Origin of the sequence: Glycomyces artemisiae, assembly GCF_003002955.1 — a bacterium.
Lineage (GTDB): Bacteria > Actinomycetota > Actinomycetes > Mycobacteriales > Micromonosporaceae > Glycomyces > Glycomyces artemisiae.
In genome coordinates this window covers 77286-96685 of record NZ_PVTJ01000003.1, presented here as the reverse complement: position 1 = coordinate 96685, position 19400 = coordinate 77286, and the positions used below count along the sequence as shown (strand labels likewise).

Sequence of the window (19400 nt, the reverse complement as noted above, 5' to 3'; positions counted from 1 at the left end):
CGCCTTCGTTCCGTCCGGAGAGGAAGCCATGTCCACCGAGAACCCGACCGCCCGCCGGTACCGGCCCCCGGCGCCGCTCGGCGGGCGCCGCCGCGCCACCGGCAGCCCGCTGGGCCGCAACGCGAAAGCCTGGGCGTTCCTGGCGCCCGCGCTCATCATCCTGGCCCTGTTCGTCGTCTGGCCCATGATCTCGGCCCTCCGACTGTCCTTCATGGACGCCAGCGGCTTCGGCCGCGAGGAGTTCATCGGCCTGGAGAACTACGTCACCGTCTTCACCGACCCCGACGTGCGCGACGCCGTCCTCAACACCCTGCTCTACACCGTCCTGTTCACGCCCACCGCCGTGATCGCCGCGCTCGCGCTGGCGCTGCTGCTCAACAGCCCGCGCATGCCGTTCCGGTCGTTCTTCCGCACGGCCCTGTTCGTGCCGTTCGTGGTCTCCTTCGCCGTCGCGGCGTTCGCCTGGAGCTACCTCATCGACCCGCAGGTCGGGCTCCTCAACTACTGGCTGCGCGGCATGGGGATCCAGATCGGGAACGTCCTCGAAGACCCCCGGCTCGCCATGCCGGCCGTCGCGCTCGTCGCCGTCTGGAAGCTCTTCGGGTTCTACTTCGTGATCTTCCTCGCCGGGCTCCAGGACATCCCGACCTCGCTCTACGAGGCCGCGCGCATGGACGGCGCCGGGCCCTGGAACCGCTTCCGGAACGTCACGCTCCCCTTGCTGTCCAACACGATGGCGTTCGTGCTCATCTTCGCGATGATCGCCGCGCTCCAGGCCTTCGACCAGATCTACGTCATGACCGGCGGCGGCCCCTACGGCCACACGCAGACCCTCGTCATGGAGATCTACGAGTCCGGCTTCCGCAAGCTCGACCTCGGGTTCGCGTCCGCACTGTCGTACGTGCTCCTCATCGCGACCCTGCTGCTCAGCCTCGTGCAATTCCTGTTCTTCGGCCGCAAGGAAAAGGACCTGTCCTCATGAGCGCCCTCCGCCTGCGCCTGCGCGAGACCAGGCCCTCCACCGTCCTCGCCGTGATCGCGCTCGTCGTCGTCTCCGCGATCGTGCTGCTGCCCATCGCGATCATCGTCCTCACCGCGTTCAAGCCCGCGGCCGAGGTCAACGCCTACCCGCCGAGCCTCCTGCCCGACCAGTGGACCCTCGACAACCTCAAGGAGGTCACCTCCGAGCTGCCGTTCGCGCGGCTGGTCGGCAACAGCTTCCTGTTCGCCGGGGGCGTCACCGCGTTCGCGCTCGTCTTCGACTCGCTCGCCGCGTACGCCCTGGCCCGCATCGACTTCGCCGGGCGCAAGGTCCTCCTCGTCGCGATCATCGCCACCCTGATGATCCCGTTCCAGGCCACCCTGATCCCGCTCTACCAGCTCGTGGCCGACTTCGGCTGGGTCAACACCTACGCCGGGCTCATCGCGCCCCGCGCCGCCGACGCGTTCGGGATCTTCTTCCTGCGCCAGTTCTTCCTCTCCCTGCCCCGCGACATCGACGCCGCGGCCCGCATCGACGGCGCCTCCGAGTTCCGGGTCTTCCGCTCGGTCGTGCTCCCCAACGCCGTCCCCGCCCTGCTCACCCTGGGGCTCTTCACGTTCGTCAACAACTGGAACGACCTGCTGTGGCCGCTGGTGTTCACCACCGACGCGGACATGGGCACCATCACCTCCGGCCTGACGCTCCTCACCGGACCCAGCGGCATCGTCCCCCACGGCGTGATGATGGCCGGATCGCTCATCGCGATCCTGCCGCTCGTCATCGCGTTCCTCCTCATCCAGCGCCGCTTCATCGAGAACATCGCAACGACAGGACTCAAATGACCTCCCACCCATGGCACCGCGACGGCAGGCTCCACTTCGCGGTCGGCGTCGAGGACACCTTCGTGCCGCAGTCGCGGCCCGGCGAGCGCGCGATCGACGAGTACGCGCTCACCGAGCACTACGACCGGTGGCACTCGGACCTCGCGCTGGCCGCCGACGCGGGCGCCGAGCTGGTGCGCTGGGGCGTGCCCTGGCACCGGATCGAGCCCGAGCAGGGCCGGTGGGACTGGGGCTGGCTCGACGCCGTGATGGACCGCTTCGCGGAGCTGCGGCTGCGGCCCGTCGTGGACCTCATGCACTACGGGACGCCGCTGTGGATGGAGCAGCAGTTCGCGAACCCCGACTACTCGAAGCGGGTCGCCGAGTACGCCGCCGCGGTCGCCGAACGCTATGCGCACCTTGGCGTCACGGACTACACGCCGGTGAACGAGCCGATGATCCACGCGCTGTTCACGGGGGAGTACGCGTACTGGCCGCCGTACCTGTCGGGTCCGGAGGGCCTGAGCGCCATGGTCGGGCAGCTCGCGCGCGGGTTCGTGCAGACCCAGCGCGCGGTCGCCGACGTCCTCGACGGCGCCGTGTTCGTCCACGTGGACGCGGGGATGCGCTTCACCGGCGACACCGACGCGCCCGAGCACCGCGAGCACGCCGCCCGCCTCAAGGAGCAGGTGTTCCTCGTGGAGGACCTGGTGACCGGCCGGGTCGGCGACGCGCACCCGCTCGCGCCGTTCCTGCGCGGCCACGGCTGGACCGACGCCGACTTCGCGTGGTTCGCCGAGGCGCCCGTGCACCCCGATGTCGTGGGCGTCAACTACTACCCGCTGCACTCCACGGAGGTCTTCGAGGCGGGCGTCTTCCACACCGGAGGCTTCCCCGACCCGCGGCCGGTCCAGGACGACGGCACCGCGGGCCTCGCCGAGCTGCTGCGCGGCGCCGCCGAGCGGTACGGCGCCCCGGTGATGCTCACCGAGACGTGCGTGACCGGCACCGTCGAGGCCCGGCTCGCCTGGCTCGACGAATCGGTCGCGGCACTGCACGACCTGCGCTCGTCCGGTGTGGACGTCGTCGGGTACACGTGGTGGCCGCTGTTCGACATGTACGAGTGGACCTACCGCCACTCAGAGGCCCCGCGCGAGGCCCACCGGCTCACCATGGGCCTGTGGGAGCTCCGGGAGCGCGAGGGCGGTCTCGCCCGGGTGCGCACCCCCATCGCCGACCGGTTCCGGTTCCATGCGCAAGCGGCGCAAAGAAACTGAGATAATTCGGCGTCCCCGTGCATAGTCCCGCGGGAGGCGGGTAGTCGCTTGTCGGAAGGACTTGCGTCCAGGGGACGAGGCCGTCGACCCGGCACCGGGGGGATTCGGGTCGGCGGCCTCATGTAACTGTCCCTCACGTAACAGCGCCTCACGCGACCGCGAGGAGCCCCACGGCGACCGCCGCGACCCCCAGCCCCGCGAGTTGACTGCGCTGCAACCGCTCCCCGAGGACGCGCCGTGCGAGCAGGACCGTCCCGGCCGGGTACAGCGCCACGATCACCGCCACCACCGCGAGGTCGCCGCTGCGCGCGGCCAGCAGGAACAGCAGGTTCGCGATCGAGTCCAGCGCGCCCGCCGTCGCCGACAGCGCGTATGCGGGCTTCTCGTCTCCGAGTCGCCGGTGCAGCAGCGCCGCGGCCGACAGCGTCAGCGCCGACGCCACGGCGCGGCCCGCGATGAGCGGCGCGACCCCGCTGTCGGCGGGCGCCTGGTGCAGGAACACCAGTTGCAGCGCGATGGCCGCGCCCGCGCCGACCGCGAGCAGCAGCGCTTTCCTTGCGGGCCTTGCCGACCGCGCGCCCGGCCCGGCGCTCACCAGGACCACCGCGGCGAGCGCCAGCGGCAGCCCGGCCAGGCCCGCCGCGCCCAGGTGCTCGCCCTGGACCAGGCCCACCGCGACCGGGAGCATTGCCGAGACGAGCGCGGTGACCGGCGACAGGACGTTCATCGGCCCGATCGCGAGCGTCCGGTACAGCAGCAGGAACGCCGCTGCCGACGCGACGCCCGAAGCCGCGCCCCACCCCAGGCTCGCCGGGGTGAACGTCGCGCCGAGCAGCGGCCACAGCGCCAGCTCCACGACGAGGCTCGCCGGGGCCGCCACCATCACCGTGCGCAGCACGTGCGCCTTCCGCGCGCCGAGCCCGCCGAGGAAGTCGGCGGCGCCGTACGCGAGGGAACTGCCCAGCGCGAGCACGAGTGCGATCAAGGCGACCTCCGGGTTGTACTATCGAAACGACCGGAACGAATACTAGACCGACCGAGGCGGTTCATCAAACCGACCGCACGGACCATTCGAGCGAGGAACGCCACATGGCCGATGCCGACGCCGCGCTGCGCACCGTCGCGCACAACGTCAAGACCGCCCGCACCCGCGCCGGGCTCTCCCTCGACGAGCTCGGCCGCCGCGCCCAGGTCAGCAAGGGCGCCCTCGTCGCCCTCGAAAAGGCCCAAGGGAACCCCAACCTCGCCACCCTCGTGCGCCTCGCCGACACCCTCGGTCTGTCCGTCTCCGCGCTCATGCAAGGGCCCCAAGCCGACCGCGTGCGCATCGCCGACGCCGCCGACACCGCGCCCCTCTGGACCGGCGCCCACGGCGGCGAGGCCCGCCTCATGCTCACCACCCCCGGCCCCGCCCCCGTCGAGGTCTGGCGCTGGCGCCTCGAACCCGGCGACGCCTACCCCAGCCACCCCCACCAGGCCGGCGTCCACGAAACCGTCAACATCCTCACTGGCGCCATGACCCTCGTCCTCGACGGCGCCGAGCACCCTCTCCGCGCGGGCCAGACCGCCGCGTTCCCCGCCGACGTCCCCCACGCCTACCTCGGCGCCGGCACCGGGACCTGCACGCTCCTCATGACCGTCCACCTCCCTCCGGGGCCCGCCTCCGCCCCGGCCGCTCTCGATGGCAGCATTGGGGAGTGATCAACTTGCCGCAACTCGGCGGCGCCGGGGCCCCGGCCGAGACGGCCGGCACGGCGACGCACGAGGCCGCCGCGCCCGACGTCCCGTGGACGACGATCGTGCACAACGACCCCGTCAACCTCATGAGCTACGTGTCGTACGTCTTCCGCACCTACTTCGGCTACACCGAGTCGATGGCCGAGAAGCTCATGCTCGACGTCCACAACAAGGGCCGCGCCGCCGTCTCCAGCGGCAGCCGCGAGGAGATGGAGCGCGACGTCCACGCCATGCACGGCTACGGCCTCTGGGCCACCCTGACGCAGGACAAGTGATGCAGGGCTTCGAACCGTTCCCCGGCGGCGCCGCGATCCGCCTCGGCGACGCCGAGACGAGCATCCTCCGCGGCCTCGCCGACCAGCTCACCGACCTCCTCGCCACCCGCGGCGAGCCCGCCGACGACCCGATCGCCGCGATCTTCGAGCCCGGCCCCAGCCGGCCGCCCGCCGACCCCGTCCTGGCCCGGCTCTTCCCCGACGCCTACGACGGCCACAGCGAGTACTCGGCCGAGTTCCGCCGCTTCACCGAGAACGACCTCCTCGCCCGCAAGCGGGCCGACGCCCGCGCCCTCGTCGCCGACATCGACGCCCTCGGCCCCGGCGGCGGCGTCCTCAGCCTCGACGCCGACGACTGCCGCCACTGGCTCGGCGCCCTCAACGACCTGCGCCTGGCGCTGGCCGTGCGGCTCGGCATCGAGACCGAGGAGGACGCGGACGCGCTGTTCGACCTGCCCGAGGACGACGACCGGGTGCCCACGGTGATCGTCTACTCCTGGCTCAATCTGCTCCAGGACACGCTGGTCGAGACGATGACGCCGTAGGCCGTCCCAGATCCCGGACCAAGATTGCTTTAAACCTATCGAAGACGTAGGATTCGCAGGCTGCCCCCTATGCCCGAGCCGAATCCAGGGAGTGACCGCCCGATGCGCCGACTCTTCAGCTTCCCGAACCCGGTGAACGAGGTCGCCGCGCGCCTCGTCGCCGCGGGCGTCGTCCTCATGAGCGTCGCCGCCCTGGTCTTCCAGGCCGAGTGGCTCGTCGTGGTCATCGCCCTGGGCTTCATCGCCCGCGTCGCCACCGGCCCCACCCTGAGCGTCCTCGGCCAGCTCGTCACCCGCGTGATCGTCCCGCGCCTCCCGGTCGAGCCGAAGCCCGTCCCGGGCCCGCCCAAGCGCTTCGCGCAGGGCATCGGCGTCGCCTTCTCGGTGGCCTCGGCGCTCCTGCTCCTCGTCTTCGACGCCGACCTCGCGGGCTGGATCGTCCTCGCCGCCCTCGCCGCGGCCGCGACCCTCGAATCCGCCTTCGCGTTCTGCCTCGGCTGCAAGATGTTCGCGCTCCTGACGAAGGCCGGCCTCATCCCCGCCTCGGTCTGCGAAGCCTGCAACGACATCACCGCCCGCACCGAAGCGAACCTCCGCCGCAAGGCCGCGGCCGTCTGACGCCGGTCCTAACCGCCGATGGTGCTGAACACCTTCGGCCACCAGGCCCCGTCCTCGAACGCCCGCTCGTCCACCGCGCGGAGGGTGAACCGCATGCCCTGGTTGAAGACCGCCCTCGCGTCCCGGGCGCCGGTCGCCTCGACGGCCGCGCCGATCCGGCGCAGGAACTCCACGAACCACCGGTAGTTCGAGTTCACCCCGCGGACGGCCGTGTTCGCGGCGTCGAACTGGAGGACTTCGGCGGTCCCCGGATCGAGCACGTACAGGAGGCCCGACCCCGGCCCGACGGCGCCGAGCACGATGAACCGCACGTCGAGGTCGGTGCCGTCGGCGCTGAGCCGGATCTGGTCGAACACCTTGAGGCCGTCGGGCAGCTCGGTCGAGAACACTTCGGGGAGGCTTTCGGGGACGTCGAGGTCGTCGGGGAGCGACGCCGCCGGTATCCCCTTCGCGATCCAGGCGTCGCGCGGGTACTTCATCGCACGCTCACCTCAGGGTTCCTTCGAGCTGCATGAGGGCGATCGACCACCAGGACTCCCGGTCGGCGAGGGCCGCGGGGTCGACGGCGTGCAGGGCGGCGCGCAGGGCCTTGGCCCGCGCGGGGCGCCCGGCGGCGCCGGAGTCCGCGTCCACGAACCGCGCGAAGTGGTACAGGAACTCGGTCAGGGCCTTGAACGTGGAGTTGACGAGTTCGAGCGTGCCCTCCGCGACCCCGAGGAGCAGGACGCGCCCGGAGGCGGTGTCGAAGCAGAACAGCATGTTGTCCCGGTCGGAGGGGACGCCGCCGATCACCTTGAGCTGCAACGCGCCGTCGCCGCCGAGGTTGACCGTGTCGTAGAGCTCGAACCTGCCGGTGAGGTAGGCCGTGTACACGGCCGACATCTCGACGGGGAGGAAGTCCACGTCGGGGTAGGCGGCCGCCGGGGCGGCGAACTCCCGCATCCACTGGTCCCGCGGGAAGCGGATGATGTTGTCGGGCTCCCACGCCCGCACGTACGCGCCGCGGTCGGTCACTGCCCCTCCTCGACGAATCCGGCCTCGACCAGGTACAGGTACCAGGGGTCCGTCTCCCACCAGGGCTCGCGCTGGCGGTCCACTGGGCCGCGGATCTCCTTGTGGCGCGGGCCGATCGCCACCGTGTCGATGAACTCGGGGACGTCAGCGCAGGTGAGCGCCGCGGGTGAGTCCCAGCCGTACTTGAAGTACGAGCCGACGTACACCATGACCTCGCCGGACTCCGCGTCCATGAGGAGGGCGTCCTCATAGCCGATGTCGCCGATCCGCACCCACTGCCGGTCGTCGATCGGCTCGCCGGCCGAGTCGACGGGCCGCTGGGCGGCGATCTGGTCCTCGGGCCTGACGTCGACCCCGCCGAAGCTCGCCGCGGCCGTCAGCCGGTAGAAGTCGCCCAGGCCGCCGGGCCACTCCCGCTCCGGCTCGGCGCCCTCCGCGATCTCCACGACGACGTAGGTCGCGTACGGCGGGTCCTCGTCGGCGTCCTCCCAGCGGCGTTCGAGCTCCTCGACCGCCCCGGTCGAGCGCAGCAGCCCGATCTTGCGCGCCATCGCGTCGCGGTGGTTCATGTTGCGCCTCCTTCAGGGTTCGCGGCTCCGGACTTCACTCTACGATGTTGATTCTGATCTTCGCCCCGTCCGGGACCTGCCGCAGCTGCGAGTTGATCTGCCCGCCCATCCCGTGGTTGGTGACCGAGTCGATGGCCCACATGTTGGCCTTCTCGTCCTTGCCGCCGAGCTGGAGCTCCTGCGCGTGGTCGATCTGCTGCTGGTCCAGTTCCTGGAGCCGCCGGTTGACCTCCGCCTGGTTCTCGGAGGTGTGGAGGATCTCGTACTCCTTGTCGCGGCGCCACTGGTCGACGGTGCTGCCCCGGTCGTCGCCGTCGCCGGTCTTCTTGGTCAGCTCGCCGCCCTCGCCGAGCTGCTGGAGGTGGTTGGCCTTCGCGTCGAAGTCGGCCTGGTCCCAGTCGTCGTGCTTGCGCAGGTTGATGGTCCACGAGCCGTCGTCGTTCTTCGTCGGGGCGTCGAGGCCGTCGGTGAAGCCCGAGGAGTAGTCGGGGGTCTGCTTCGGGCGCTCGGGCGTGCCCTTCTTCGGGATCTCCAGGACGGTCCCGTCGTCCAGCTTGCGCTTGCGCCGGTGGGGGTGCGCCTCCGGCGCGCCCGGCTGCTTCGGCCGGGCCGCGGTCGCCCGGGTGCGCGTGTCGGCGGCGTCGGAGGCGTGGCCGCGCCCGGCCAGGGGGCTGCGGCGGCGGGTGCCGCCGCCGTCGGAGTCCGAGTCGGAGTCCGTGCGGGGGCGGCTGGTGTCCACGTCGACGTCGACGTCCACATTGGTGTGGTGGCGGGTGTGGAGCCCGATGAGCCCGAACAGGATCGGGAGGAGGACGGCTTGGCGGAGGAGTCGGCGCAAGGGGATCACCCGAACAGGAGGTCGCGGAGGGCGGAGATGGAGTCGATGAGGCCGGTGATCCAGCCGAAGATCTTGCCGACCCACTCGGTGATCTTCATGACCGCCTTGGGGATGACCCAGGCGGCGCCGATGCCGACGGTGAAGGCGACTTCGGCGGCCCAGGCGATGAGGGAGCCGATGCATTCGGCGACGAAGTCGCGCACGAACTCGCGGACCATGGTGACGAGCTGGCCCGCGCCGCGGGTGGCGGTGGCGAGGGAGAGGGCGGTGCCGCCGACGCAGGCCACGACGTCGGCGTTCGCGTCGCCCATGCCGTGGTAGGCGGTGGAGGCCGCGCCGGTCCAGGTGGTGAGGTCGGCCTGGACCGCGGCCGCGAGCTGCTCGGACATCTCGAAGCACGCGTTGGCGACGTTGTCCCAGGTCATGGCGTGGGACTCGACGAGGGTGGGGTTGCCCGCGAGCATGTCGAGGGCGTCCTGGAGGGGCTGGACGTGCTCGATGAGCCAGCCGACGCCCGCGGAGGCGAGGGTGCCGATGGGGTCGATGACGGCGCCGACGGTCTCCAGCGCGACGCCGAGGCCCGCGACGGACGCGTCGATCCAGGAGCCGGAGTCGATCGCCATCGCGAGCCCCGCATAGGACTCGACGATGCCCGCTCCGGCGAAGGCGGCGCCGGGCTGGGCCGGGACGTCGCCCTCGGTCGCAACAAGGTCGTTCACGGAAGCCGCCCCCTAGATCTCCGCTTGGATGGTGCCGTAGTCGCCCGCGACCGCCTCGTCGGCGGCCTCGTAGTCGTCGGCGGTGGCGCGCACGGCGTCGGCGAGCAGCTGGAGGTTCTCCTCGGCCATGGTGGTGAGCTCCTTCTGCTCGTCCTGGCGCCCCGCGAGGATCGGCGGCAGGAACTGGCAGATGATCCCGTACGCCTCGTTGTCCTGCGCGATGGTGTCGATCGCGGAGAGGACGTCGGCGAAGCGCTCGCGCACGGCGTCGATGTTGGCCGCGTGGGCGCGGAGGTCGTCGGGGACGACGCCGAAGCGGTCGCTCATATCTGCTCGTCCTCCGCAGGCTGCTCCGGAAAGCGCATCTTGATGGAGTCGACCAGGGCCCGCGCGGTGGGGGAGGACTCGGAGAGGCGCTCGTTGACGGCGGCCTTGGCGGCTTCGAGGAGGTTCCGGCCCGCGGCCTGGTACGCCTCCATGAACTGGCGTTCGGCGTGGCGCAGCTGCATGCGCTGCATGTCGGTGGAGAACTGGACGCCGATGACGGCCCCGGAGGAGTTCAGCTTGACGGCCACGACCCCGTTGCGGTCGGTGCCGACCGCGGTCAGCTCCTGGACGGCCTCGGAGGCCGCGACGGCGTCGGCCGCCATCTTGTCGGCCTTCTCCTTCCAGTTGGCGAGCGCCGCGCGCGCATCGTCCGGACTGGAGATGTTCGCGTAAGGGTTGTCCATTGCTGCTCCGATCCGGTTGGGGGCCCAACACAGAAATATAAGCCTTGCTCACCATCTGTGGGGAACTGGGCGTGGCGCAATGGAATCAGCGAGTGCGATTGGGGCTGGTGGGGAGGAACGGATCGGCGGCTTGGCATGAAATGGGGATAAAACGCGGTCCGCGGTCTCATACCTCCGGGAGGTGCCTCGACACGATGTCCCCGGCCGCCTTGACGGGCACGGCGCCGTAGGCGAGGCCGCGGTCCGAGCCGAGGCGGGTGGCGCAGAAGGCGTCGGCGACCTCGGCGGGGGCGTGGGCGATGAGGAGCGACGCCTGGAGAGCCAAACCCAGGTCCTCGGTGAGGCGCCGGGCGGAGCTCTGGTCCGCTCCGGACCTGAGGAGGCGCTTGACGCCGTCGAGGTGGGCGGCGAGGCGGGCGTCCGCCGCGGCGGCCGGTTCGACCTCGGCGAGGAACACCTCCGCGGACTGCGGCGAGGTCGAGAGGGCGCGGAGCACGTCGAGGCAGATGACGTTGCCCGATCCCTCCCAGATGGACAGGAGCGGCTGCTCGCGGTAGCGGCGCGCGAGCGGCGCCTCCTCGATGTATCCGTTGCCGCCCAGGCATTCCAGGGCCTCGGCGGCGTGGCCGGGGCCGCGCTTGCACACCCAGTACTTGGCGACGGCGGTGGCGAGGCGGCGGAACGCGGCGTCGCCGGGGGTGTCGTAGGCCGACGCGAGGCGCATCATGACCGCGGTGGCGGCCTCCGACTCGACGCAGAGGTCGGCGAGGACCTGCGTCATGAGCGGCTGGTCGACCAGGCGCGCGCCGAACGCACTCCGGTGCGCCGCATGCCAGGTCGCCTCGGCCGCGGACTGCCGCATCCCCGCGGCGGTGGCGATGACGCAGTCGAGGCGGGTGTGGTTGACCATCTCGATGATGACGGAGACGCCGCGGCCCTCCTCGCCGACGCGGTGCGCGAGGGCGTCGTGGAGTTCGATCTCCGCGGAGGCGTTGGACCTGTTGCCGAGCTTGTCCTTCAAGCGCTGCAAGCGGATCGCGTTCAACGTCCCATCGGGCAGCACGCGGGGGAGCAGGAAGCAGGTGAGCCCGCCGGGCGCCTGGGCGAGGACCAGGAACGCGTCGTTCATCGGCGCCGAGCAGAACCACTTGTGCCCGCGCAGCGCGTACATGCCGTCCGCGGTCGGCGTCGCCCGCGTCGTGTTCGCGCGTACGTCGGAGCCGCCCTGCTTCTCGGTCATCGCCATGCCGACGAGGACGCCCGCCTTGTCGGCGGCGGGCCGCAGCCCGAAATCATAGGTGCGCGAAGTGATCCGCGGCTCCCACTCGGCGGCGAGCGCGGGTTCGGCGCGCAGGGCCGGGACGGCCGCATAGGTCATCGAAATCGGGCAGCAGTGCCCCGGTTCGATCTGCGCGAGCAGGGAGAGGATCACGGCGCGGGCGGCGTGCGCGCCCGGTCGCGTGTCGGCCCAGGGCATCGCGTGGGCGCCGTGCTCGACGGCCAGGCCCATGAACCGGTGCCAGGAGGGGTGGAAGTCGACCTCGTCGGCGCGGTTGCCGTACCGGTCGTGGGTGCGCAGCACGGGCGGGTAGCGGTGCGCCTCCTCGGCCCAGCGGGCCGCTTCAGCGCCGGCGAGGACCTCGCCGAGCGCCCGCGCGTCGTCGCCGATCCAGGCCGCGCCCGTGCGCGCCGCGGCCTCGACGAGCGGCCGGTTGGCGTCGAAGAGGTTGCGGCCCACCAGGGGCGGGGGCTGGTTGACGACGGTGTGGGTCTCGGTCATGGCGCGCTCCAGGCTCGGCGGTTCCCACATGGTAGTACGGCGGCCGGGCCCCGGGCCCGGCCGCCGCGGCTCGTCCGTCTAGTAGGGACCGACCGGGAACCGCCGCGCCGAAAGCGCGGAAGTCTCCGGGAAGTCGAGGTTCGGGCAGCTCAGGCCCTGCTCCGGCTTTTCGCGTTCGACGAAGTACGCGTTCACCGCGTCGTCGACGCAGGCCGAGAACCCGCCGTAGACGGTGTGGAAGTAGCCCTCGTACGTGATGAGGTGCCCGTCGGCCTGGTCGGCCGCGGCCAGCGTCCACGGGTAGACCGTGGCCGGGTCGTGCTCATTGCCGATGAAGACGATCGGCGGCGCGGAGCGGGGGATGTCGAGCTCGTCGCGCTCGTTGGTGTAGTCGATGTCCGAGCCGATGCAGGTGAGCGCGTGCTGGTTGTACGGCGTCCACTCGACGTTCGGCGAGTCCGCGGCAAGGTCGCCCAGGAGCGACTCGAACTCGTCGTAGTCCTCGATCTCCCAGCCCCAGTCCTGGCACCAGGCGGGGTAGTAGAGGTACTCGAACAGCTCGGGCTCCTCCTGGAGCAGCCCGGGCTCGGAGGGCAGCACGACGCCGTCGCGCATGGCCTCGTACTCGATCGCGAGGGTCGGCCAGCCCTGCGGGTAGTTGGCGGTGAAGGTGTAGAGCTCCGACAGAGTGATGAAGTCGAGCGGCAGGCCCTCGTACGGGTCCTTCAGCTCTCCGGCCCGCGCCTTGTCCTTGATCCCGGCGTAGACGGTCTCGACGTCCTCGCCGTAGAGCGCGCACTCGGGGGTCGACTCGCACCAGGCGGCGAACTCGGTGAAGTTCTGCTCGACGGCCGCGGTCTCGGTCCGCATGAAGTCCCAAGTGGACTCCAGGCTGTGGTCCATGTTGCCGTCCAGGACCATCGTGCGGATGTTCCGCGGGTACTGCTCGGCGTACTGCTGGCCCATGATGGTGCCGTACGAGTAGCCGAGGTAGTTGAGCTTGCCCTCGCCGAGCGCCCGGCGGATGCGCTCCATGTCCTCCACGGTCTCCAGGTTCGAGACGTGGTCGAACAGGCGGCCGGTGTGCTCGCGGCAGTCCTCGGTGAGCGCCGCGTTGGCGTTCTCGCGGGCCTCCCAGCTGGCCTGGTCGGTGGGGAAGGGCGCCTCGACGGCGTCGAGGAGCGCGTCCTCGCTGCACAGCACCTGCGTGCTGGTGTTGATCCCGCGCGGGTCGAAGCCGACGATGTCGAACCGCTCGGCGGCCTCGCCGGTGAGCGGGCTGCCGTTCATGATGGACCCGGCGCCGGAGCCGCCCGGCCCGCCCGGGTCCATGAGGATGGTCCCGATCTTCTCGTCGGGGTTCAGGGCCTCGCGCTTGGCGAGGCCGATCTCGATGGTGCCGCGCCAGGGCCGGTCGTAGTCGAGCGGCACATTGATGTGGGCGCATTCGACGGGTTCGGCCGGGTCGACCTCGGGGCACGGGCCCCAGTCGATGCCGCCGCGGTTCGCATTGGCGGCCAGCGGGGACGCGGCGAGGAGGGTGAGCGTGAGCGCGGCGGCCGAAGCGGCCGCCGCGAGGATGCGGGTGCGTGGTCTCAAGCCGGAGTTCCTTCCGATCGAGGGGGTCCGAGAGCGTGGTTCGCTCGGTTCCTCTCAGGATTGTAAGGAACGCACCGAATTGTCGGGGCCCGCAGTCGACATCCCTTTAGTCCGTCAAAGCCCTTGCGTCCCAACACTCACGGCAGCAGCATCCGCTCCAGATGGGACTTCAGCTCCGCGTCGATGTCCACTGACGCCGGGTCGTAGAGCCACTGCACCTGGAGGCCGTCCCACAGGGCGACGAACCAGACGGCCTCGCGTTGCGGGTCGCGGTGGGCGCCGATCTGCCCGCTCTCCTTCAGCATCGCGAACACGGACGCGAAGTGCGCCACGACCCATTCGAAGCGCCGCTTGAAGTACCCGTGCGCCGGGTGCGCGAGCGCGGTCGCCTCGCCCGACAGGACCGTGTACAGCTCGATGAGGCCCGGCCGGGCGGCGTCGCCGCGCGCGCCCTCCACGACCTCGCGCAGGAACGCCCTGGGCGCCAAGGGCTCCCGGATGCGCTCGTTGACGCGCTCGTCGCGGCGGGTGAGCACCGCGGTCAGCAGCGCGTCCTTCGACCCGAAGTGGTGCAGGAGCGTCGACTTGGAGGAGCCGACCCGGGAGGCGATGTCGCTCAAGGAGGTCGAGGAGTACCCGCGCTCGGCGAACAGCTCGGTGGCCGAGTCGAGGATCTTCGCGCGCCGCTCGCGCCCCGGCGCGTACCCCGACTCCTCGGCCTCCGGGCCGTCGAGGACCGGCACGGCCATGCCCGCCTCCGCGTCCGGCGCTTCGGCCGAGAGGTCGCCGCCGGGCCCGGCGGGCCGCGCGTAGTACGCCTCCAGCTCGGTCGGCACGTCGAGGCCGTCGAGGTACAGGGACATGATCTGGAGCCCGTCCCACACGGCGATGAGCGCCGAGTCCACAGTGTGCTCGCCGTGGCTGAGGGTCCGCAGCTGCGCGTAGCGGCGCCGCACGTGCTCGTGGGCCGGATGGGACGCCGAGGCCGCGTCGCCGGTGAGGGCCGCGAACAGCTCCACGTACCCGGTGACCTCCGCGTTCCGGCGGGCCAGCGCCGGGACCGCGGTCTGCGGCGGCAGGTCGGCGTGGGCCGCGTACCAGTCCTGGTTGGCGTCCTCCCAGCGCCCGAGCAGCGCCAGGAGCAGCTCGTCCTTCGAGGCGAAGTAGCGCAGGAGCGAGGCGTGCGAGATCCCGGCCTTCGCGGCGATGCCGCGCAGCGAGACGCCGCCGAACCCCTCGGCGGCGAACAGGTCGCGGGCCGCGTCGAGCAGCTCCTCGCGGCGGGCGAGGCCGGGGGCGTAGCGGCGCACTTCGGGCACGCGGGCTCCTTTCGGGCGGTACCGCCTGGAAGCGGCACGGATGCGCCGCGCCGCCAAGCCTATACGTCCTTGAGGAAATTCCGAGGCCAAAAAGCTAACCAGTCGGTCAGGATTCGAGCTACAGTCCAGTCAGCGGGGGCGATGGCGCCCCCTCTGGAGAAAGGTCCCCCGATGACGACGATGTCACCTACGGCCGCCGAAGCGCCCCTCGCTCCCGCCCGTGAACCGCGCTCGTACCCCTTCGCGCTCGCCGGAGCCAACTTCGGGCTCTACGTCGCGCTCCTGACCCCGGTCATGGTCTCCATGGCCTTCAAGGTCCAGCACCTCACCGCCACGCCCGGGGAGGCCGCCTCCTCGCTCGGCCTGGTCCTCGGCGTCGGCGCGTTCTTCGCCCTCGTCGCCAACCCCCTCGTCGGCCGCCTGTCCGACCGCACGACCTCCCGCTTCGGCATGCGCCGCCCCTGGATCCTCGGCGGCGTCGCCACCGGCTTCCTCGCCCTCGCCCTCATCGGCGCCGCCCAGTCGGTGTGGCTCGTCCTCCTCGGCTGGTGCGTCGCCCAGGCCGCCCTGAACGCCGTCATGGCCGCCGCCAACGCCACCCTCCCCGACCAGGTCCCGGCCGAGCGCCGCGGCAAGACCTCCGGGATCGTCGGCATCACCACCCCGCTGGGCATCCTCGGCGGCTCGTTCCTGGTGAACTTCATCGACGGCGACTTCGCCCGCTTCACCGTCCCGGCCGCCCTCGCCGCCGTCCTCTGCACGCTCTTCGCGCTGACCCTCAAGGACCGCGTGCTCACCGAGAAGCCCGCCCAGCGCCTCACCTTCGGCCAGTTCCTCGGCTCGTTCGTGTTCAACCCGGTCAAGCACCCCGACTTCGGCTGGACCTGGCTCACCAAGTTCCTCGTCATGTTCGGGTACGCCGGGATCGCCGCCTACCTGCCGTACTACCTCACCGAGAGCTTCCACCTCAGCGAGTCCGAGGCCGTCTCGACGATCCTGCTCGCCAACATCGCCTCGATGGTCATGATGGCCCTGTCCAGCCCCATCGGCGGGATCATCTCGGACCGCCTCGGCAGGCGCCGCGCCCCCGTCGCCTTCGCCGGGATCGTCATGGCCCTCGGCCTCGCGATCCTCGCGTTCGCCCCGAACACCGGCGTCGTGATCCTCGCCCAGGGCGTGATCGGCCTCGGCGCCGGCGCGTTCTTCTCCGTGGACCTCGCGCTCGCCACCCAGGTCCTGCCCAATCCGGACGACACCGCGAAGGACCTCGGCGTCCTCAACATCGCGAACGCCCTGCCGCAGTCGATCGCCCCGGCCATCGCCCCCGCGATCCTCGCCGTCGGCGGCGCGACCCCTCTCGGCGGCTACCCGTTCTGGTACCTGTTCGGCGCGGTCGTCGCGCTGGCGGGCGCCGTCCTGGTCTACCGCATCAAAGCCGTGAAGTAGGAAGGGAAACCGCAATGTCCGATCCAGACACCCGCTACCGGGACGCCGCGCTGCCCGTGGAGGACCGCGTCGAGATCCTCCTCTCCCAGATGACCCTGGAGGAGAAGGCCGGGCTGTTCTTCCACACCATGATCGTCCCCAGCCAGGACGGCGAGCTGGCCGGACCCGACCCGATGTTCGGCGGGCCGTCCAACGAGGAGTACGTGAACGGGCTCCTCATGAGCCACTTCAACCTCCTCGGCGGCATGCCCTCCGCGCGCCTCGGCGCGCGCTGGCACAACCGCCTCCAGGAGGCGGCCCTGAAGACCCGCCTGGGCATCCCGGTCACCATCTCGACCGACCCGCGGCACGCCTTCAGTGACAACCCCTTGGCCGCGCTGGCCTCCGGCGCGTTCTCGCAGTGGCCCGACATGCTCGGCTTCGGCGCACTCGGCGACGAGGGCCTGGTGGAGCGCTTCGGCGACATCGCCCGCCGCGAGTACACGGCCGTCGGCATCCGCGTGGCCCTCCACCCGCAGATCGACATCGCCACGGACTCGCGCTGGGCCCGCCAGCTCAACACCTTCGGCGAGGACCCGGCCACCGTCGCGCGCCTCGGCGCCGCCTACATCCGCGGCTTCCAGGGCCCCGAGCTCGGCCCGGAGTCCGTGGCCGCCATGGCGAAGCACTTCCCCGGCGGCGGCCCGCAGAAGGACGGCGAGGACCCGCACTTCCAGTACGGGCGCGAGCAGGTCTACCCCGGCGGGCGCTTCGAGACCCACCTGGAGCCGTTCGAGGCCGCGTTCGCGGCGAAGGTCTCGCAGATCATGCCGTACTACGGGATGCCCGTGGGCACCGAGTACGAGGAGGTCGGCTTCGGCTTCAACAAGTCCGTCATCACCGGGCTCCTGCGCGAGCGGTACGGCTTCGACGGGATCGTCTGCACCGACTGGGGCCTCATCTCCGATTCGGAGATCATGGGCCAGCCGTTCCCGGCCCGCGCCTGGGGCGTCGAGCACCTGAGCCCGCGCGAGCGGATGATCAAGATCCTCGACGCGGGCGCCGACCAGTTCGGCGGCGAAGCGATCCCCGACCTCCTGGTCGACATCGTCAAGGCCGGGGAGGTGAGCGAGGACCGCCTCGACGTGTCCGCGCGCCGCCTCCTGCGCGAGAAGTTCGTGCTCGGCCTGTTCGACCGCCCGTTCGTCGACGAGGACGCTGCCGAGCGCACCGTCGGCTCGTCGGAGTTCACCGCCGCCGGGGAGGCCGCCCAGCGCGCCTCCGTGACGCTGCTGACCAACGACGGCATCCTCCCGCTCCCCAAGGGCCGCAAGCTGTACGTCGAAGGCATCGACCCCGAGACCGCCGCCGCGTACGGCACCGTCGTCGCCGCCCCCGAGGAGGCCGACGCCGCCGTCATCCGGCTCCAGGCGCCCTTCGAGGAGCGCGGCACCGTGTTCGAGAACTTCTTCCACGCCGGGTCGCTCGACTTCCCGGACGAGACCCTCGCGCACCTCGCGAAGGTCGCCGCCGCCGTCCCCACCGTGGTGGACGTGTTCCTCGACCGGCCCGCGATCCTCGGCCCCGTCGCCGACACCGCCGCCGCCCTCACCGCCACCTACGGCACCGGCGCGGCGGCCCTCCTCGACGTCCTCACCGGGAAGGACCGGCCGCGCGGGAGGCTCCCGTTCGACGTCCCGTCGTCCACCGAAGCCGTCGCCGCCAGCCGCCCGGACGTGCCCTTCGACACGAAGGACCCCCGTTTCCGCTTCGGCCACGGCCTCTCTTACTAGTCGAGTTCGCGGCATGCGGGGACCGTGTGCTACGGTTCCCGCATGTCCGCCGTCCGCTGGTATCAGCGCTTTACGCAGGCTCCGGGTGGAGCCCGCGGTCACTTGCGCTGACCACACGGACACCCGGAGCCACGCGGCAGAGACATCCGTCTCTGCCGTTCGTCGTTGAGGCGGGCCGGCACCGGGCAGCTCTGAGTGGATTTCCACCCGCCTCTGCACACCAGAGGAGACTTCCGCTCGATGAGCACGCCTGCCGAACACACCACCGGCGACGCCCCGCAGACCAGCGACCTGCGCATCCGCGGCTTCCAGCCGCTCGTCGCCCCGGCCGTCCTCCGCGGCGAGCTGCCGCTGGGACCCGACCGCGCCGCCCTCGTCGCCGACAGCCGCGCCGCCGTCAAGGACGTCCTCGCCGGCGACGACGACCGGCTCCTCCTCGTCGTGGGCCCCTGCTCGGTCCACGACCCGGCCGCCGCCCGCGACTACGCGCAGCGCCTCGCCGCCGCCGCGGCCCCGCTCGCGGACGACCTGCTCGTCGTCATGCGCGTGTACTTCGAGAAGCCCCGCACCACCGTCGGCTGGAAGGGCCTCATCAACGACCCGCACCTCAACGGCACCCACGACATCGCGACCGGCCTGCGCCTCGCCCGCCAGGTCCTCCTCGACGTCCTCGACACGGGCCTGCCGGTCGGCTGCGAGTTCCTGGAGCCGCTGAGCCCGCAGCACATCGCCGACGCCGTCTCCTGGGGCGCGATCGGCGCCCGCACGACCGAGTCGCAGGTCCACCGCCAGCTCGCCTCCGGGCTTTCGATGCCCATCGGCTTCAAGAACTCCACCGACGGCGACCTCGGCGGCGCGATCGACGGCTGCCGCTCGGCCGCCGGGGAGCACACGTTCTTCGGCGTCGACGAGGACGGCCGCGCCTCCATCGTCTCCACCAGCGGCAACCCCGACTGCCACATCATCCTGCGCGGCGGGCGCGGCGGCCCGAACTACGGGCCCGCCGACGTGCGCGACGCGCTGGCGCTCCTCGCCAAGCACGGCATGACCGAGTCGCTCGTGGTCGACGCCAGCCACGCCAACTCCGGCAAGGACCACGTGCGCCAGGCCGAGGTCGTGCGCGAGGTCCGCGACCGGATCGCCGCGGGGGAGCGGGGCATCGCGGGCGTCATGATCGAGAGCTTCATCGAGCCGGGCCGCCAGGAGCCCGCCCCGCTCGACACGCTCGTCTACGGCAAGTCCGTCACCGACGCGTGCATCGGCTGGGACGAGACCGAGCGGCTGCTGAACGAACTGGCCGCCGCGGTCCGCGCCGGCCGCGAGCGCCGCGCGTAACGGCCCGGGACGGCGCGCCCGCA

General features: G+C 71.4%; 21 protein-coding genes. 10 read left to right on the top strand and 11 right to left on the bottom strand.

The window, feature by feature from the left end:
* Positions 1 to 28: 28 nt before the first annotated feature.
* The 3 genes from B0I28_RS09275 to B0I28_RS09265 are packed head-to-tail and all read left to right on the top strand — an operon-like array spanning position 29 to position 3080.
* Positions 29 to 982 carry a carbohydrate ABC transporter permease gene (locus B0I28_RS09275; RefSeq protein WP_106363545.1) on the top strand — a complete coding sequence of 318 codons (954 nt, stop codon included), beginning with the start codon at positions 29 to 31 and terminating at the stop codon, positions 980 to 982.
* Positions 979 to 1824, top strand: a complete 846-nt coding sequence (locus B0I28_RS09270) for a carbohydrate ABC transporter permease (protein WP_106363544.1) — start codon at positions 979 to 981, stop codon at positions 1822 to 1824. The genes B0I28_RS09275 and B0I28_RS09270 overlap by 4 nt, the downstream gene beginning before the upstream one ends.
* Positions 1821 to 3080 carry a family 1 glycosylhydrolase gene (locus tag B0I28_RS09265; RefSeq protein ID WP_106363543.1) on the top strand — a complete coding sequence of 420 codons (1260 nt, stop codon included), beginning with the start codon at positions 1821 to 1823 and terminating at the stop codon, positions 3078 to 3080. Before B0I28_RS09270 ends, B0I28_RS09265 begins: the two co-directional genes overlap by 4 nt.
* Before the next feature lie 148 nt (positions 3081 to 3228).
* On the opposite strand, the gene B0I28_RS09260 is transcribed toward B0I28_RS09265, so the two are convergent.
* Positions 3229 to 4065: a DMT family transporter gene (locus tag B0I28_RS09260; RefSeq protein ID WP_106363542.1), complete on the bottom strand. Its 837-nt coding sequence runs from the start codon at positions 4063 to 4065 to the stop codon at positions 3229 to 3231.
* Between the two features lie 104 nt (positions 4066 to 4169).
* On the opposite strand from B0I28_RS09260, the gene B0I28_RS09255 reads away from it, so the two are divergent.
* From B0I28_RS09255 to B0I28_RS09240, 4 genes are all read left to right on the top strand, one after another.
* The gene (locus tag B0I28_RS09255) at positions 4170 to 4781 is read left to right on the top strand and encodes a helix-turn-helix domain-containing protein (RefSeq protein ID WP_106363541.1); all 612 of its coding nucleotides are present in this window, start codon (positions 4170 to 4172) and stop codon (positions 4779 to 4781) included.
* A gap of 5 nt (positions 4782 to 4786) precedes the next feature.
* The gene (gene clpS / locus B0I28_RS27860; protein WP_342761202.1) at positions 4787 to 5092 is read left to right on the top strand and encodes an ATP-dependent Clp protease adapter ClpS; all 306 of its coding nucleotides are present in this window, start codon (positions 4787 to 4789) and stop codon (positions 5090 to 5092) included.
* Positions 5092 to 5637, top strand: a complete 546-nt coding sequence (locus B0I28_RS09245; RefSeq protein ID WP_106363539.1) for a DUF2017 domain-containing protein — start codon at positions 5092 to 5094, stop codon at positions 5635 to 5637. Before clpS ends, B0I28_RS09245 begins: the two co-directional genes overlap by 1 nt.
* 102 nt (positions 5638 to 5739) lie before the next feature.
* Positions 5740 to 6255, top strand: a complete 516-nt coding sequence (locus tag B0I28_RS09240) for a DUF4395 domain-containing protein (RefSeq protein ID WP_106363538.1) — start codon at positions 5740 to 5742, stop codon at positions 6253 to 6255.
* An 8-nt stretch (positions 6256 to 6263) separates the two neighbouring features.
* Here B0I28_RS09240 and B0I28_RS09235 read toward each other — a convergent pair whose 3' ends face one another.
* From B0I28_RS09235 to B0I28_RS09190, 10 genes are all read right to left on the bottom strand, one after another.
* Complete coding sequence (locus B0I28_RS09235; protein WP_106363537.1) at positions 6264 to 6734, bottom strand: SUKH-4 family immunity protein; 471 nt, start codon at positions 6732 to 6734, stop codon at positions 6264 to 6266.
* Between the two features lie 7 nt (positions 6735 to 6741).
* Positions 6742 to 7269 (bottom strand): SUKH-4 family immunity protein, encoded by a 528-nt coding sequence (locus B0I28_RS09230; protein WP_106363536.1) that lies wholly within the window; start codon positions 7267 to 7269, stop codon positions 6742 to 6744.
* A complete protein-coding gene (locus B0I28_RS09225; protein WP_106363535.1) occupies positions 7266 to 7838 on the bottom strand; it encodes a hypothetical protein in 573 nt (190 codons plus the stop codon). Before B0I28_RS09225 ends, B0I28_RS09230 begins: the two co-directional genes overlap by 4 nt.
* Positions 7839 to 7872: 34 nt before the next feature.
* Positions 7873 to 8676 carry a hypothetical protein gene (locus tag B0I28_RS09220; protein WP_146148028.1) on the bottom strand — a complete coding sequence of 268 codons (804 nt, stop codon included), beginning with the start codon at positions 8674 to 8676 and terminating at the stop codon, positions 7873 to 7875.
* 5 nt (positions 8677 to 8681) lie between these two features.
* On the bottom strand, positions 8682 to 9395 hold the full coding sequence (locus B0I28_RS09215; protein WP_106363533.1) for a hypothetical protein: 714 nt from the start codon (positions 9393 to 9395) through the stop codon (positions 8682 to 8684).
* A 12-nt stretch (positions 9396 to 9407) separates the two neighbouring features.
* A complete protein-coding gene (locus tag B0I28_RS09210) occupies positions 9408 to 9722 on the bottom strand; it encodes a type VII secretion target (RefSeq protein ID WP_106363532.1) in 315 nt (104 codons plus the stop codon).
* On the bottom strand, positions 9719 to 10126 hold the full coding sequence (locus B0I28_RS27180) for a hypothetical protein (protein ID WP_106363531.1): 408 nt from the start codon (positions 10124 to 10126) through the stop codon (positions 9719 to 9721). The genes B0I28_RS09210 and B0I28_RS27180 overlap by 4 nt, the downstream gene beginning before the upstream one ends.
* Before the next feature lie 166 nt (positions 10127 to 10292).
* Positions 10293 to 11906, bottom strand: a complete 1614-nt coding sequence (locus tag B0I28_RS09200; protein ID WP_106363530.1) for an acyl-CoA dehydrogenase family protein — start codon at positions 11904 to 11906, stop codon at positions 10293 to 10295.
* 78 nt (positions 11907 to 11984) lie between these two features.
* Positions 11985 to 13505 carry an alpha/beta hydrolase gene (locus B0I28_RS09195; RefSeq protein ID WP_106363529.1) on the bottom strand — a complete coding sequence of 507 codons (1521 nt, stop codon included), beginning with the start codon at positions 13503 to 13505 and terminating at the stop codon, positions 11985 to 11987.
* A 137-nt stretch (positions 13506 to 13642) separates the two neighbouring features.
* Positions 13643 to 14824 carry a TetR/AcrR family transcriptional regulator gene (locus B0I28_RS09190; RefSeq protein WP_106363528.1) on the bottom strand — a complete coding sequence of 394 codons (1182 nt, stop codon included), beginning with the start codon at positions 14822 to 14824 and terminating at the stop codon, positions 13643 to 13645.
* 171 nt (positions 14825 to 14995) lie between these two features.
* On the opposite strand from B0I28_RS09190, the gene B0I28_RS09185 reads away from it, so the two are divergent.
* The 3 genes from B0I28_RS09185 to B0I28_RS09175 all read left to right on the top strand — a co-directional run bounded on the left by B0I28_RS09185 (position 14996) and on the right by B0I28_RS09175 (position 19377).
* Positions 14996 to 16270, top strand: a complete 1275-nt coding sequence (locus tag B0I28_RS09185; protein WP_106363527.1) for an MFS transporter — start codon at positions 14996 to 14998, stop codon at positions 16268 to 16270.
* Between the two features lie 14 nt (positions 16271 to 16284).
* Positions 16285 to 18042: a glycoside hydrolase family 3 protein gene (locus B0I28_RS09180; RefSeq protein WP_106363526.1), complete on the top strand. Its 1758-nt coding sequence runs from the start codon at positions 16285 to 16287 to the stop codon at positions 18040 to 18042.
* A gap of 240 nt (positions 18043 to 18282) precedes the next feature.
* Complete coding sequence (locus B0I28_RS09175) at positions 18283 to 19377, top strand: 3-deoxy-7-phosphoheptulonate synthase (protein ID WP_106363525.1); 1095 nt, start codon at positions 18283 to 18285, stop codon at positions 19375 to 19377.
* The last annotated feature ends 23 nt before the right edge of the window (positions 19378 to 19400 follow it).